Here is a 15,912-nt window from a genome sequence, read left to right on the forward strand (position 1 = left end):
AATAAAGTTGAAAAGATGATTCGCTGAGCTCGAAAGCTAGCTTATAATTAAATCGAAATTGATTGAACTCGCACACTCGAGTTTCACTGTTCAGTTTTCAAGGAACTTCATTGTCGCCTGTTTCATCTCAACAGCGACTTTATTATCTTATCAAATCAAAACTTAAATGTCAACATCTTTTTTAAGATTTGATTTTTTATGAATCGCCGCCTTACAGCGACAAGTAACAGATTATCATACATTCTCTATATTGGTCAACCCTCTAAATAAAAAAGCGCCCACTCTTTTGGACGCTTTTCTGATTATCAAATTCCTTCATTGCACAGGAGCTGTTTCTCCTTCAATAGAAGCAGCTTCTTTCTCCATCTCATCAAGGTTCTTATTATTTTTCTCAATTGGTGACTTTTTATGATAGCGACCCAATACGGTACTCATTATAAAAATAGCCAGAATCGAGTAAGCGACTTCTACAACTGTAAAAACAGCAAGTGCAGAAAGCACAATGCATATATCCGATATCAGTATCGTTTTCCCAGGATGAATTCCATAGCGACGATCTAAGAATAATGCCAGAATATTAATTCCCCCAAGCGAAGAATTACTACGAAACAATACTGTTAGCCCGAATCCAAGTAATGCCCCACCAACAACTGCACCAATAATCGTATATGGCACTTCGATTTTAAGAAAACTATCCATTAGGTCTGTCATGATAGACAGCAGTGTTACACTCAAAAAAGTCTTTAGTGTAAAATGAACACCTAACTGACGGATAGATAAAAAGTAAAACGGAATGTTAATTACAAAGAACAGCACTCCGATAGAAAGTCCTGTTACACGGTGGAGAATTAATCCCATCCCCGCAGTGCCCCCAAGTACGATATGCGAAGCGGCGAAAACCCGTATACCTAACGCTACTAGCATACAGCCTGTAATAATCATGATCATTTGTTTCTTCCAACTCATGTTCATCTGTTTCACCCCTCCTCCATACAATCCCATTAAAAGTGTTTTCATTCATGTTTTTATGCATAATTATATAGATAATATTTAACTGTACAAATACTTATATCTAACTATACCATGCTTAAACACTTTATATCCATGAAAAACAAAGCACATCATTTAATTCGAAATAATAAAAAAACTTTATAATCCTTAACTTCTATATTCATTTATATAAATATTTATTCAAAAAAAGCGTTAAAGCGATAAAGCGTATACTGCGGTATCCCTATCTACTGTAATCCGGTATACTAAACTTAGGCAGTGACTATTACACTAGTCTGAAAGGAGAGTTCTATGTCCATCATTGTTTATTCTGCACCAGGTTGTAGCACATGTGAGCTTGTCAAAAACTTTCTCCGAGAAAAAGAATATGATTTTGAAGTGCGCGATCTTCTAGCTAACCGCGAGTACCAGAAAGAAGTCGAAGCTTTTGGGCTACTGGGTATTCCCGTAACTGTTATAAACGGGAAGGCAATCAAAGGGTTTGATCCTGGTGCATTAGAACGTATGCTTACGGAATAACAAATAAAAAAGGCGGCCTAAAGCCGCCTTTACGTGTTTAAATCCGCTATGTTTCCTGTAGACATATACAACGTCCACTCTCCAATATTGGTGGCATGGTCGCCAATTCTCTCTAGCGCTTGAATCACTTTAAAAAGCTGTACGCCTTCCTGTACATAGTCAGATTCACTTTCCATACTTCGCTCTAAATAAATAAAACATCGACTGTAATACGCATCAATTACATCATCCATATCATCAAGAGACCGAAGCTGCCGAGTATCTCCCATTTTAAGTGCACGCACGCTCAAGGAAAGTATCTCCTGAACACTTGCTGCCATATCAGGTATCTCAAACAATGGTACTTTCTGCGGCTTTCCTTCAAGGCGAACTACCACATTCGCAATATCACCCGAAAGATCTCCAATCCTCTCTAGATCCGTAACAACTTTTAGATAGGCACCAATCGTTCGAAGATCTTTTGCTACCGGTGCCTGGCGTGCAATCAAACTGAGTCCCATCTTAAAAATACGTGCCGCAAGCACATTAAGCTTTTCATCTCGTACAACAACTTCTTTTGCCTGTTTCACACTTCCAGCTTGAAAAGCTTTCCATGCCTGTAGGAATCCATTCTGTGCAATTTGCGCCATGTCTGCCACTTCATTTTTTAGCGTCAGCATATTTCGCTCCTGCATGGCCATCATTCACCAACCTTATTATGAGGTTCACGTTCAGTATGAACACTAATCATACCGAAAAAATATTAATCTTCTGTAAAGATAACTTAAATATTACGTGATATCCTTTTGGGCTAAAAAGGACAAAACCCGGGTAGTCTCCCCTACTGTAGTATAGTAAACTATAAATATGAATACTTTTTGGAGGAAACTATGAAAACGAGAGGACGACCGGATTTCGTAATCCTGATCTTTACCCTGCTTTTCGTCGGATTCGGTATCGTCATGGTATACAGCGCCAGTTCTGTCTATGCACTGAATCGGTTCCATACAGATACCTATTTTGTAAAGAAACAGCTGGTTGCTGCTTTCATTGGCTTAGTTGCCATGGCGTTTACCATGAATATTCCGTACACTTTTTATAAAAAGAACTTTGTCCGGATTGCATGTGGGGTTATCCTATTACTTGTTCTCGTGCTCATTCCCGGCATTGGTTTATGGCGAAACGGGGCACGTAGCTGGCTCAACCTGGGTGTTTTTCAACTCCAGCCAGCTGAGTTTGCCAAGCTGGCGGTCATTATTTATCTGTCTGCGTTTATTTCTAAAAAGGGACAGCAAATCGAGACCTGGAAGAAAGGGCTCCAACCAGCCATTATTGTTATCGGAGTCTTTGGCGTTTTGATTGCTTTACAGCCAGATATGGGGTCTGCTGCCATTCTTGGCCTAACAGCTGTCTCTGTTCTTGTAGCAGGTGGAGCTAAGTTCAAATACCTGATTCGTATTGCGATTCCGATCGCCGCAGCAGCTGTCGCTCTTATTGCTACCTCACCGTATCGCCTGAGCCGTGTAACGAATATTGGCGATCCATGGTCTGATGGCATGAATGGGCTTGGCAGTGGCTTTCAACTTGCGCATTCCTATTTTGCCATTGCACACGGCGGAATGTTCGGAACTGGTTTCGGAAAAAGTATTGAGAAGTATCTATATCTTCCTGAAGTGCAAACTGACTTTATTTTTTCCATTATCGGGGAAGAACTCGGATTCGCTGGTGCCACTTTATTTTTGATACTGTTCACTCTATATTTATGGCGCATTATTCTTGTTACAAGGCGTGTAAACGATTTGTTCGCCAATCTGATTGGCATTGGTGTCGCGAGTATGATTGCTATTCAGGCTCTTATCAATATTGGTGGTGTAACCGGGATGATTGCCATTACTGGCGTTCCTCTCCCCTTTATCAGCTATGGCGGCTCTTCCCTGCTGCTTAATATGCTCAGCATTGGCATTGTCCTTAGTATTTCACGCGAAGCCTATAGACAGGCTATACAAAAAGCAGAAGGAGCGAGCAAGTCTCCTGCCAATTCTTCAGTCATTCCATTCAATACCTCACGTCGCAAAGCATAGCATTTTTTTCACCAAAATCGATTCTAAAAAGAAAAAGGTTGATGGCATAATGCCATCAACCTTTTTCTATAGAAAACAGTAATTACTTCTGGATAGTAGCTACTGCACCAGCGCCTACAGTACGGCCACCTTCGCGAATCGCGAAGCGAGTACCTTCTTCCATAGCGATTGGGCTGATGAGTTCAACAGTGATCTCAACGTTATCGCCAGGCATAACCATTTCAGTGCCTTCTGGAAGTTTGATGATACCAGTTACGTCAGTTGTACGGAAGTAGAACTGCGGACGGTAGTTTCCGAAGAATGGAGTGTGACGTCCACCCTCTTCTTTAGACAGAACGTAGATTTGAGCTGTGAAAGTTGTATGCGGCTTTACAGAACCCGGCTTAGCGAGTACTTGGCCACGCTCGATATCTGTACGGTCAACACCACGAAGCAGGGCGCCGATGTTGTCACCAGCTTGTGCTTGGTCGAGGAGTTTACGGAACATCTCAACGCCTGTTACAGTTGTAGTTTTTGGCTCTTCAGTCAGACCGATGATTTCGATTTGATCGCCAACTTTAACGATACCGCGCTCTACACGACCAGTAGCAACTGTACCACGGCCTGTGATAGAGAACACGTCCTCTACCGGCATAAGGAACGGAAGGTCTACTGCACGTTCTGGAGTTGGGATGTAAGCATCAACTTCAGCCATAAGCTCAAGAATACGCTGAGCCCACTCACCAGTTGGGTTTTCAAGAGCTTCTTTTGCAGAACCCTTAACAACTGGGATGTCATCGCCTGGGAATTCGTACTCAGAAAGAAGGTCACGAATTTCCATTTCAACAAGCTCAAGAAGTTCTTCATCGTCAACCATGTCACATTTGTTCATGAATACAACGATGTAAGGAACGCCTACTTGGCGAGAAAGAAGGATGTGCTCACGAGTTTGTGGCATTGGGCCGTCAGCAGCGGATACAACGAGGATCGCGCCGTCCATTTGAGCCGCACCAGTGATCATGTTTTTAACATAGTCAGCGTGTCCTGGGCAGTCAACGTGTGCATAGTGACGGTTTTCTGTTTCATACTCTACGTGTGCAGTAGAGATTGTGATACCGCGCTCGCGCTCTTCTGGAGCAGCATCGATTGAACCGTAGTCCATAGCTGTTGCGCCACCAGTTTGTGCAAGTACAGTTGTGATTGCAGCAGTCAGAGTTGTTTTACCGTGGTCAACGTGACCGATAGTACCAATGTTTACGTGCGGTTTATTCCGCTCAAATTTTGCTTTAGCCATTTGAGTAAATCCTCCTTGATTAAAAAGGTTAGGTTAGAAAATAAGTATTTCAAAAAAAGGTTCAATTGGTAGAGGGCATGTACCCCCTACACATTTTAAACCTTTCTCTGGTTACAATAAAGAGGGTTTGCGTAAAAAATTATACGCCTTTTGCTTTTTTGATGATTTCGTCAGCAACATTTCTCGGCACTTCTTCATAGTGATCGAAGTGCATAGAGTATGTGCCACGACCTTGTGTACGGGAACGCAAAGAAGTTGCGTATCCGAACATTTCAGAAAGTGGAACAAAGCCACGTACTACTTGAGCAGTTCCGCGTGCTTCCATACCTTCAACACGGCCACGACGTGAGCTGATATCGCCCATGATGTCACCCATGTATTCATCCGGTACTGTTACTTCTACTTTCATCATTGGTTCAAGGATAGCAGGGTTACACTTCTTACCAGCTTCTTTCAAAGCCATAGAGCCAGCGATTTTGAACGCCATCTCAGAAGAGTCAACCTCATGGTAGCTACCATGAACAAGTGTTGCTTTCAGGTCAAGAAGCGGATATCCAGCAAGAACACCGTTCTTCATAGACTCTTCGATACCATTTTGAACAGCTGGAATGTATTCACGCGGAATCGCTCCACCGACAACTTTGTTTTCGAAGATGTAACCTGAACCTGGTTCGCCTGGTTCAAATTCAACCACAACGTGGCCGTATTGACCTTTACCACCAGATTGTTTTGCGTACTTCGCTTCAACTTTCGCACCTTGGCGGAAGGATTCTTTGTACGCAACTTGTGGAGCACCTACATTTGCTTCTACTTTGAACTCGCGACGCATACGGTCAACGATGATGTCAAGGTGAAGCTCACCCATACCAGAGATGATCGTTTGACCTGTCTCTTGGTCTGTAAATGTTTTAAATGTAGGATCCTCTTCTGCGAGCTTCGCAAGAGCCATACCCATTTTATCCTGGTCAGCTTTTGTTTTCGGCTCGATCGCAATAGAGATAACCGGCTCAGGGAATTGCATGGATTCCAGAATTACCGGATTTTTCTCATCGCAAAGAGTATCTCCTGTTGTTGTATCTTTTAAACCTACAGCTGCTGCAATGTCACCGGAGTAAACCATTTTGATTTCTTCACGAGTGTTTGCATGCATTTGAAGGATACGACCGATACGCTCACGCTTACCTTTTGTAGAGTTCAGAACATACGAACCGGACTCGATTGTACCTGAGTATACACGGAAGAATGTCAGTTTCCCTACATATGGATCAGTCATGATTTTGAATGCTAGAGCGGAGAAAGGAACTTCATCGCTAGATTCGCGAACTGTTTCTTCTTCGCTGTCTGGAACGACCCCTTTAATCGCCGGAACATCAATCGGAGATGGCAGGTAATCGATAACAGCATCCAGCATTGGCTGAACACCTTTGTTTTTGAAGGCAGAACCACAAGTAACTGGGAAGAATTGAACGCTGATTGTCGCTTTGCGGATCGCGTTTTTCAGTTCGGCTACTGTTACTTCTTCACCTTCAAGATATTTCATCATGAGCTCTTCATCGAAATCAGAAACTGCTTCGATCAGCTTGCCACGGTATTCTTCTGCTTGATCAGCAAATTCAGCCGGGAAACCCTCTGTGATTTCGATATCTGTACCCAGATCATTTGTATAGATGTATGTTTTCTTCTCAACGAGGTCCATGATTCCACGGAATTCATCCTCTGAACCGATCGGAAGTTGGATCGGATGAGCATTCGCTTGCAGACGCTCATGCAGAGTACCTACAGAGTAGAGGAAATCTGCGCCGAGTTTGTCCATCTTGTTGATGAAAACAATACGCGGTACGCCGTATGTTGTCGCCTGACGCCATACAGTTTCTGTTTGCGGCTCAACGCCTGATTGTGCATCAAGAACCCCAACCGCACCGTCAAGTACACGGAGGGAACGCTCTACTTCAACTGTGAAGTCTACGTGTCCAGGTGTGTCAATGATGTTAACACGGTGCTCTTTCCACTGAGCAGTTGTCGCAGCGGATGTGATTGTGATCCCGCGCTCTTGCTCTTGCTCCATCCAGTCCATTTGTGAAGCGCCTTCGTGAGTTTCCCCGATTTTGTGAACGCGGCCTGTATAGAACAGGATACGCTCAGTAGTCGTGGTTTTACCGGCGTCGATGTGGGCCATGATACCAATATTACGAGTCTTGGCTAAGGGGAATTCGCGTCCCATTAAACTAGCCCCTTTCTCAATATAGAGATTTGACAATACTAGATGCAAGTCAAAGCGGACATAATGTCCGCCTTGATCCTACCAGCGGTAGTGAGCAAATGCTTTGTTCGCTTCCGCCATTTTGTGAGTGTCTTCGCGCTTTTTAACAGCTGCGCCTGTGCTGTTAGCTGCATCAAGGATTTCGCCTGCGAGGCGTTCTTCCATTGTTTTCTCCCCACGTTTACGGGAGTATTCAACTAACCAGCGAAGTCCAAGTGTAGTGCGGCGCTCCGGACGAACTTCAACCGGAACTTGGTAGTTAGCACCACCAACGCGACGAGCGCGTACTTCAAGAACAGGCATGATGTTTTTCATAGCTTCTTCAAATACTTCCATCGCTTCGCGACCAGTGCGCTGTTGAACGAGATTGAAAGCATCGTACAGAATGCGCTGAGAAACACCGCGCTTACCGTCAAGCATCATACGGTTAATTAGACGAGTTACTAATTTGCTGTTATAAATCGGGTCAGGTAATACATCACGACGAGGTACTGGGCCTTTACGTGGCATTCAATTCCCCTCCTTTACTTCAGTATTTAATGAGAATTCGATTCCTTACAACGCTATAAGCTTACGCTTTTGGCGCTTTAGGACGTTTTGCACCGTATTTAGAACGGGATTGCAGACGGTTTTGAACGCCTGCTGTGTCAAGTGCACCGCGTACAATTTTGTAGCGTACACCTGGTAAGTCTTTAACACGACCGCCACGGATCAGAACAACGCTGTGTTCTTGAAGGTTGTGGCCAATCCCTGGGATGTATGCAGTAACCTCGATGCCGTTTGTTAAACGAACACGAGCATATTTACGCAACGCAGAGTTTGGTTTTTTCGGTGTCATTGTACCAACACGAGTGCACACACCACGTTTTTGCGGGGAGTTCGTGTCAGTAAGCTCTTTCTTCATGCTGTTATAGCCTTTGCCCAGAGCTGGTGATTTAGATTTGTAAACCTTCTTTTCGCGACCTTTGCGCACGAGCTGATTGATAGTTGGCATGCGTCGCACCTCCTTCCAAGTTTCACAAGTTTAAGACCACAGGTCCTGGTGGTTCATCAAAAAGCAAATGAAAAGTTTTTGCCAGCCGGGCGTCTGAAGTCCAACACCCGGCCTCGGCAAAAACATTGCTTATCTTACTTATTATGTTTCAGACCCACCACCGCAGTTCCTACATCGATCCCACATGCTCGCCCAAGTCGGCGCATGGAGTCAACATAATGAATCGGCAGACCTTTATCCTTGCAGATGGAAATTATTTTTCCGGTCAATTTGGTATCCGCATCCCTGGCAACGACCACTTCTACAAGAGAGCCGGCCTCAGCTGCCCGGGCAGTTTGCTTTGTACCAATGATAAGCCCACTTGCCTGTTCTACTTTTTCATAAGACATTTTCATATCCTCCAAAGTATAGAGTACCGGGCACACTCAAAGATAATATCATCTGAGCTAGTATCATGTCAAGCAATTACAAGAAGTTTTTATTTTGATACTTCCTCAAGTCCTACTTCTTCTGCTAGAGACTGCTCAACATTTTCTTCTGTTGGCATGAGATCATGCTGCAGCTTAATGTTGCGGTAGCGGTTCATACCTGTACCGGCTGGAACAAGTTTACCGATGATAACATTCTCTTTCAGACCAAGAAGTCGGTCTACTTTACCCTTAATCGCAGCATCTGTCAGGACACGCGTCGTCTCCTGGAAGGAAGCTGCTGACAGGAAGGAGTCTGTTTCAAGGGAAGCCTTCGTAATACCAAGCAGAACGGAACGAGCAACTGCCGGTTGTCTGCCTTCCCACAGCACTTTCTTGTTCGCTTCTTCAAACTCATGGATTTCCACGTACGAGCCTGGTAAGAGATCTGTTTCCCCACTATCGATGACACGAACTTTACGCAGCATCTGCCGGATCATAACCTCTACGTGCTTGTCGTTAATTTCTACCCCTTGCATACGGTATACTTTTTGTACTTCCTGCAGGATGTAGTATTGAACGCCACGCATACCACGGACTTTGAGCATTTCTTTCGGGTCAATCGAACCTTCTGTCAGTTCTTCCCCGATATCAACCTTACGGCCAATTGCCACCTTCAGGCGAGAGCCATACGGAATTTGATACACTTTGCTTTCGGTTTCGCCACGGATTTCCACTTCACGACGGTCTTTGCCTTCACGCATGTCGACAACTTCGCCATCGATCTCTGTGATTACAGCCTGACCTTTCGGATTACGCGCTTCGAAAAGCTCCTGAATACGCGGAAGACCTTGCGTGATGTCGTCTCCAGCAACCCCACCGGTGTGGAATGTACGCATCGTAAGCTGTGTGCCTGGTTCCCCAATAGACTGGGCTGCAATAATACCGACAGCTTCGCCCACATCCACATTTTTACCTGTAGCCAGATTGCGGCCGTAGCATTTTTTACATACGCCATGCTGTGTACGGCAGCCAATAACCGAACGAATGGTTACTTTTTCGATACCGGCAGCAATGATTTCATCAGCCAGGTTCTCATCGATCAGCTCATTACGGCCCACCATGACTTCACCTGTCTCTGGATGGCGCAATGTCTGGAACGAATAGCGGCCTACGAGACGATCATACAGATCTTCGATGATCTCTTTACCGTCACGAATTGCCATCGCCTCTACACCTTTATCCGTACCACAGTCGTCTTCACGAACGATTACGTCCTGTGCAACGTCTACCAGACGGCGTGTCAGATAACCCGAGTCAGCTGTACGCAGGGCGGTATCGGCGAGACCTTTACGCGCACCGTGCGTCGAGATGAAGTACTCGAGTACGGACAGACCTTCACGGAAGTTCGATTTGATTGGAAGCTCGATGATACGGCCAGACGGATTCGCCATCAGACCACGCATACCTGCAAGCTGTGTAATCTGCGATACGTTACCACGGGCACCGGATGTTGCCATCATGTTGATCGCATTGAACTTGTCGAGAGACGCCATCAACACTTTTGTAACGCGGTCTTTCGCTTTGCTCCAGATGCTAATAACACGGTCATAGCGTTCATTATCTGTAATGAGACCACGGCGGAACTGCTGCTGCACAACTTCTACTTCTGCATCGGCATCAGCCAGAATCTGCTGCTTCTCTTCCGGTGTTTTGATGTCAGCAACAGCTACTGTAATCCCCGCTTGTGTCGAGAACTTAAAGCCATTTGCCTTGATTTTATCGAGAATAACGGATGTTTGTGTCGTGCCAAAACGACGGAAACATTCCGAGATAATTGTACCGAGATATCCTTTTTTCACTGCTTCATGTTCCGGCAGACTTTCGAGGAACTCCGTCACGTTTGTTCCTTTATCGAAAATAAAGAACTTATCCGGAACCTGTTTTTGCAGATTGTATTTCGTCGGATCATTGATGAACGGTAGCTCTGGCGGGAAGATTTCATTAAAGATCAGCTTCCCTACAGTTGTAACCATAAGCGGCGCATTAATCTGCTCCGGTGTAAAGGATGTTTTGCCCAGGCTTGTCGGCGGTACAGCAATGCGGGCATGCAATGTTACATGACCATTTGCATATGCAGCGATCGCCTGATTCGGGTTAGAGAATACTTTCCCCTCACCTGTTGATTCTTTATTTTCCATCGTCAAATAGTACGTACCAAGTACCATATCCTGAGATGGAGTAACAACTGGCTTACCGTCTTTCGGGTTCAGGATATTTTGTGCTGCCAGCATAAGAAGGCGAGCTTCTGCCTGCGCTTCTGCTGAAAGCGGCACGTGTACCGCCATCTGGTCACCGTCAAAGTCAGCATTGTACGCTGTACATACGAGCGGGTGAAGACGGATCGCACGACCTTCAACGAGTGTCGGTTCGAACGCCTGAATACCAAGACGGTGCAGCGTAGGGGCACGGTTCAGAAGAACCGGATGCTCGCGGATAACATCCTCAAGAACATCCCATACTTCCGGATGCACGCGCTCTACTTTGCGCTTCGCCGATTTAATATTGTGTGCGAGTCCTTTGCTGACAAGCTCTTTCATTACGAACGGCTTGAACAGCTCAAGTGCCATTTCTTTTGGCAGACCGCACTGGTACATTTTGAGGTGCGGACCTACTACGATAACCGAACGGCCAGAGTAGTCAACACGTTTACCGAGCAAGTTTTGACGGAAGCGACCCTGTTTACCTTTCAGCATATGGCTGAGAGATTTCAGCGGACGGTTACCCGGTCCTGTTACTGGACGGCCACGGCGACCGTTATCGATCAGTGCATCTACTGCTTCCTGCAGCATGCGCTTCTCATTTTGCACGATAATGTCTGGAGCGCCAAGATCAAGCAGACGCTTAAGACGGTTGTTTCGGTTGATTACACGACGGTACAGGTCATTCAAGTCAGACGTTGCAAAACGTCCACCATCAAGCTGAACCATCGGGCGCAATTCCGGCGGGATAACTGGCAGTACATCGAGTACCATCCAATCCGGGAAGTTCCCGGAATTACGGAAGGACTCTAATACTTCGAGACGTTTAATTACACGATTGCGTCGTTGTCCTTGTGCTGATTTCAATTCTTCTTTCAAAGAATCTACTTCTTTATCAAGGTCAATCTCAGCGAGAAGCTTCTTGATCGCTTCTGCACCCATCTGTGCAGTAAATGCCTGACCGTATTTCTCGCGATAGTTACGGTATTCTTTCTCGGAAAGAAGCTGCTTCTTCTCAAGCGGTGTCTCCCCTGCATCGGTTACAACGTAAGATGCAAAGTAGATTACTTCCTCCAGGGAACGTGGAGACATATCGAGCACAAGGCCCATACGGCTCGGGATTCCTTTGAAATACCAAATGTGGGAGACAGGGGCAGCAAGCTCGATGTGCCCCATACGCTCCCGGCGCACTTTGGCGCGGGTAACTTCAACGCCGCAACGATCACAAACGACGCCTTTATAACGTACACGCTTGTACTTTCCGCAGTGACATTCCCAGTCCTTTGTTGGTCCGAAAATTTTCTCGCAGAACAAGCCTTCTTTTTCCGGCTTTAATGTCCGGTAGTTAATGGTTTCCGGTTTTTTGACCTCACCGTATGACCAGGAACGAATTTTATCCGGTGATGCGAGGCCAATCTTCATATATTCAAAATTATTGACATCTAACAAGGCGCATACCTCCCATTACTTCCCGGTTTCATCCTTTACTCTTCAACACCGCTGATGTTCAGGTTGAGCTTCTCGCTCGGCGCATCGTCATCTTCATCCGTATCGCGCATCTCGATTTCCTGCTCGTCTTCGGACAGAATCTTAACGTCCATACCAAGGCTCTGCAGCTCTTTAATGAGTACTTTAAAGGATTCCGGTACACCAGGTTCCGGTACATTTTCTCCCTTAACAATGGCTTCGTATGTTTTCACACGACCAACCACGTCATCCGACTTGACAGTAAGAATTTCCTGGAGTGTATAAGCGGCACCGTATGCTTCGAGTGCCCATACCTCCATCTCCCCAAAACGCTGACCACCGAATTGGGCTTTACCACCGAGCGGCTGTTGCGTAACGAGAGAGTACGGTCCAGTCGAACGGGCGTGAATTTTATCATCAACCATGTGGGCCAGTTTGATCATGTACATAACCCCAACGGTTACAGTACGGTCAAACGGCTCCCCGGTACGACCATCATACAGTACAGTTTTACCTGTACGGCTCATGCCTGCTTCTTCAAGCGTATCAAACACATCGTCTTCTGTCGCACCATCGAATACCGGTGTTGCGATATGAATGCCCATGAGTTTGGCCGCCATACCTAAGTGAACTTCGAGCGCCTGCCCGATGTTCATCCGAGACGGTACCCCAAGTGGGTTAAGAACAACCTGTACTGGTGTGCCATCTGGCAGGAACGGCATATCTTCTTCCGGCAGAACCCGCGCGATAACCCCTTTGTTACCGTGGCGACCTGCCATTTTATCCCCAACGGAGATTTTACGTTTCTGTGCGATGTATACCCGTACAAGCTGGTTAACGCCTGGCGGCAGTTCATCACCATTGTCACGAGTAAATACTTTTACATCGACAATAATGCCGGAACCACCATGCGGTACGCGGAGAGATGTATCGCGAACTTCGCGTGCTTTCTCCCCAAAGATCGCATGCAGGAGACGTTCTTCTGCTGTCAGTTCCGTTACACCCTTCGGCGTTACTTTACCAACGAGAATGTCGCCATCTTTGATCTCAGCACCAACGCGAATGATACCACGGTCATCAAGATTACGCAGCGCATCTTCCCCAACGTTCGGGATGTCGCGTGTAATCTCCTCCGGTCCAAGCTTCGTATCACGAGCTTCAGACTCGTATTCTTCGATATGGATTGACGTATATACGTCTTCTTTTACAAGCTTCTCACTTAAGAGAATCGCATCCTCGTAGTTGTAACCTTCCCATGTCATGAAGGCAACCACTACATTACGTCCGAGAGCAAGCTCTCCACTTTCGGTAGACGGACCGTCTGCGATAATATCGCCAGCCTGTACGAACTCACCAGTTTTGATAATTGGACGCTGGTTGATGCACGTTCCCTGATTAGAACGCTCGAATTTGTGTAATTTATATTTATCAATATCACCCATGATCGTGCGGCCTTCGAGGGTTTCCTGACGGCGAACCCAAATTTCACGGGCTGTTACACGCTCAACAACACCTGGATGGCGAACAACGATCGCAACTCCAGAGTCTTTAGCAGCCTTATGTTCCATACCGGTTCCAATAAACGGAGCCTGTGGTACAAGAAGCGGTACAGCCTGACGCTGCATGTTCGCTCCCATGAGCGCACGGTTAGCGTCATCGTTCTCTAGGAACGGAATCATCGCAGTCGCAACGGATACAACCTGCTTCGGTGATACGTCCATGTAATCCACTTTATCGCGTGGAATCGTGATGATTTCACCTCGGCGACGGCAAATAACCATCTCGTTCGCAAATTTCATCTCTTCTGTAAGCGGCGCATTTGCCTGAGCTACGTTGAACACATCTTCTTCATCAGCTGTGAGATATTCAATCTCCATCGTAATACGCCCTGTTTCGGCATCGATTTTGCGGCGTGGTGTCTCAATAAATCCGTATTCATTAATACGAGCATACGAAGACAACGAGTTGATCAAACCGATGTTCGGACCTTCCGGTGTCTCGATTGGACACATACGACCATAGTGAGAATGGTGAACGTCACGAACTTCAAAGCCTGCGCGCTCCCGTGTTAAACCACCTGGTCCAAGTGCAGACAGACGACGCTTGTGCGTCAGCTCAGCCAGCGGATTCGTCTGATCCATGAACTGAGAAAGCTGAGAGCTTCCGAAGAACTCCTTGATCGCTGCAATAACTGGACGAATGTTAATCAATGCTTGTGGAGTAATCGCGTTCGCGTCTTGAATCGACATCCGCTCACGAACGACACGCTCCATACGAGATAGACCGATACGGAATTGGTTCTGCAACAGTTCCCCTACGGAACGCAGACGACGGTTACCCAGATGGTCAATATCATCGGTTGTACCAATACCGTGCAGCAAGTTCATAAAGTAGTTAATGGATGAGATAATATCAGCTGGTGTAATATGCTTGATTTTCTTATCAATTACACCATTCGATGTTACTTTAATAACTTTTCCATCTTCAATCGGCGAAAAGATGTTGATAGATTGAAGACGAACCTCTTCCTCTAGTACACCACCGCGAGGTCTTACGTTCATAAATCCTACGCTCTCCTCAAGGAGTGGCAAGATGCGATCGAGCAAACGGCGGTCAATCACCTGACCAGCTTCGGCAATAATTTCACCTGTAGCTGTGTCCACAAGTGTCTCAGCAAGACGCTGGTTATATAATCTATTTTTAATGTGAAGCTTCTTATTGATTTTATAACGACCTACATTAGCCAAGTCATACCGTTTTGGATCGAAGAAACGAGACACTAACAGGCTCTTCGCATTCTCAACTGTTGGCGGCTCACCTGGACGCAGACGTTCATAAATCTCAATCAGTGCTTTTTCTGTCGAATCAGTGTTGTCTTTCTCAAGCGTATTACGGATGTATTCATCCTCACCTAGTAGGTTCAGGATTTCAGCATCTGTACCGAAACCTAATGCACGCAAAAGAACCGTAACAGGGATTTTTCTCGTACGGTCGATGCGAACATAAATAATATCTTTCGCGTCGGTTTCAAGTTCAAGCCATGCTCCACGATTCGGGATAACAGTAGCCCCATACGCTTGCTTACCGTTTTTATCTACTTTTGTACTGAAATACACGCTAGGAGAACGAACAAGCTGACTAACGATTACCCTTTCAGCCCCATTAATGACAAAAGTACCTGTCTCTGTCATAAGCGGGAAATCACCCATAAATACTTCTTGTTCTTTGACTTCTCCCGTTTCCTTGTTAATGAGACGGACTTTCACTCGCAGCGGAGCTGCATACGTTACGTCGCGTTCTTTGGATTCATCAACCGAGTATTTCGGCTCGCCTAAGCTATAATCAATGAATTCAAGAACAAGATTACCCGTGAAATCTTGAATTGGAGAGATGTCGTGGAACATCTCACGCAGTCCTTCATCCAAAAACCACTCATATGATTTTTGTTGGATTTCGATCAGGTTTGGTAATTCCATTACCTCTTTAATTCTTGCGTAGCTGCGACGCTGGCGATGACGTCCACACTGAATTAGATGACCTGCCAACTTATTCACCTCTCAAACCGAGTTTTTGCACAAAAAAGAACAAAGCCTCCCTATGTATGTAAGAAGACTTTATTTTTAATTTAAAGAACCGAACACTGCTAGTATCTTAGTATAA

Annotated in this window: 11 protein-coding genes and 1 rRNA gene (1 of these 12 only partly in view); 2 read left to right on the plus strand and 10 right to left on the minus strand. The window is 45.7% G+C overall.

The features are described from left to right. Both PO771_RS18610 and PO771_RS18615 read right to left on the minus strand, forming a co-directional pair. A 16S ribosomal RNA gene (locus PO771_RS18610) occupies positions 1–5 on the minus strand; it reaches 1,533 nt to the left of the window's first position. A gap of 310 nt (positions 6–315) precedes the next feature. Continuing rightward, positions 316–972: a YitT family protein gene (locus tag PO771_RS18615; RefSeq protein ID WP_272561098.1), complete on the minus strand. Its 657-nt coding sequence runs from the start codon at positions 970–972 to the stop codon at positions 316–318. A 330-nt stretch (positions 973–1,302) separates the two neighbouring features. Here PO771_RS18615 and PO771_RS18620 point away from each other — a divergent pair, with 330 nt between their 5' ends. Then, positions 1,303–1,530 (plus strand): glutaredoxin family protein, encoded by a 228-nt coding sequence (locus tag PO771_RS18620; RefSeq protein ID WP_272561099.1) that lies wholly within the window; start codon positions 1,303–1,305, stop codon positions 1,528–1,530. Between the two features lie 29 nt (positions 1,531–1,559). Here the strand turns inward: PO771_RS18620 and phoU are convergent, their stop codons facing one another. Further along, on the minus strand, positions 1,560–2,189 hold the full coding sequence (phoU, locus tag PO771_RS18625) for a phosphate signaling complex protein PhoU (RefSeq protein WP_272561100.1): 630 nt from the start codon (positions 2,187–2,189) through the stop codon (positions 1,560–1,562). 210 nt (positions 2,190–2,399) lie between these two features. Here phoU and ftsW point away from each other — a divergent pair, with 210 nt between their 5' ends. Next, entirely contained in the window at positions 2,400–3,590 is a 1,191-nt protein-coding gene (ftsW, locus tag PO771_RS18630) for a putative lipid II flippase FtsW (protein WP_272561101.1), read from the plus strand. An 82-nt stretch (positions 3,591–3,672) separates the two neighbouring features. On the opposite strand, the gene tuf is transcribed toward ftsW, so the two are convergent. The 7 genes from tuf to rpoB all read right to left on the minus strand — a co-directional run bounded on the left by tuf (position 3,673) and on the right by rpoB (position 15,797). Next, positions 3,673–4,863 carry an elongation factor Tu gene (gene tuf, locus PO771_RS18635; RefSeq protein WP_272561102.1) on the minus strand — a complete coding sequence of 397 codons (1,191 nt, stop codon included), beginning with the start codon at positions 4,861–4,863 and terminating at the stop codon, positions 3,673–3,675. A 139-nt stretch (positions 4,864–5,002) separates the two neighbouring features. Then, positions 5,003–7,084, minus strand: coding sequence for an elongation factor G (gene fusA / locus PO771_RS18640; RefSeq protein WP_272561103.1), 2,082 nt, complete (start codon positions 7,082–7,084; stop codon positions 5,003–5,005). A gap of 78 nt (positions 7,085–7,162) precedes the next feature. Further along, positions 7,163–7,633, minus strand: a complete 471-nt coding sequence (rpsG, locus tag PO771_RS18645) for a 30S ribosomal protein S7 (RefSeq protein ID WP_272561105.1) — start codon at positions 7,631–7,633, stop codon at positions 7,163–7,165. A 61-nt stretch (positions 7,634–7,694) separates the two neighbouring features. After that, positions 7,695–8,117, minus strand: a complete 423-nt coding sequence (gene rpsL / locus PO771_RS18650; RefSeq protein ID WP_272561107.1) for a 30S ribosomal protein S12 — start codon at positions 8,115–8,117, stop codon at positions 7,695–7,697. 134 nt (positions 8,118–8,251) lie between these two features. Beyond that, positions 8,252–8,506, minus strand: a complete 255-nt coding sequence (locus tag PO771_RS18655) for a 50S ribosomal protein L7ae-like protein (RefSeq protein ID WP_272561108.1) — start codon at positions 8,504–8,506, stop codon at positions 8,252–8,254. Between the two features lie 89 nt (positions 8,507–8,595). Continuing rightward, entirely contained in the window at positions 8,596–12,234 is a 3,639-nt protein-coding gene (gene rpoC, locus PO771_RS18660; protein WP_272561109.1) for a DNA-directed RNA polymerase subunit beta', read from the minus strand. A 35-nt stretch (positions 12,235–12,269) separates the two neighbouring features. After that, positions 12,270–15,797, minus strand: coding sequence for a DNA-directed RNA polymerase subunit beta (gene rpoB, locus PO771_RS18665; protein WP_272561110.1), 3,528 nt, complete (start codon positions 15,795–15,797; stop codon positions 12,270–12,272). Positions 15,798–15,912: the final 115 nt, after the last annotated feature.

Origin of the sequence: Aneurinibacillus uraniidurans (assembly GCF_028471905.1) — a bacterium.
GTDB classification, from domain to species: Bacteria; Bacillota; Bacilli; order Aneurinibacillales; family Aneurinibacillaceae; genus Aneurinibacillus; species Aneurinibacillus uraniidurans.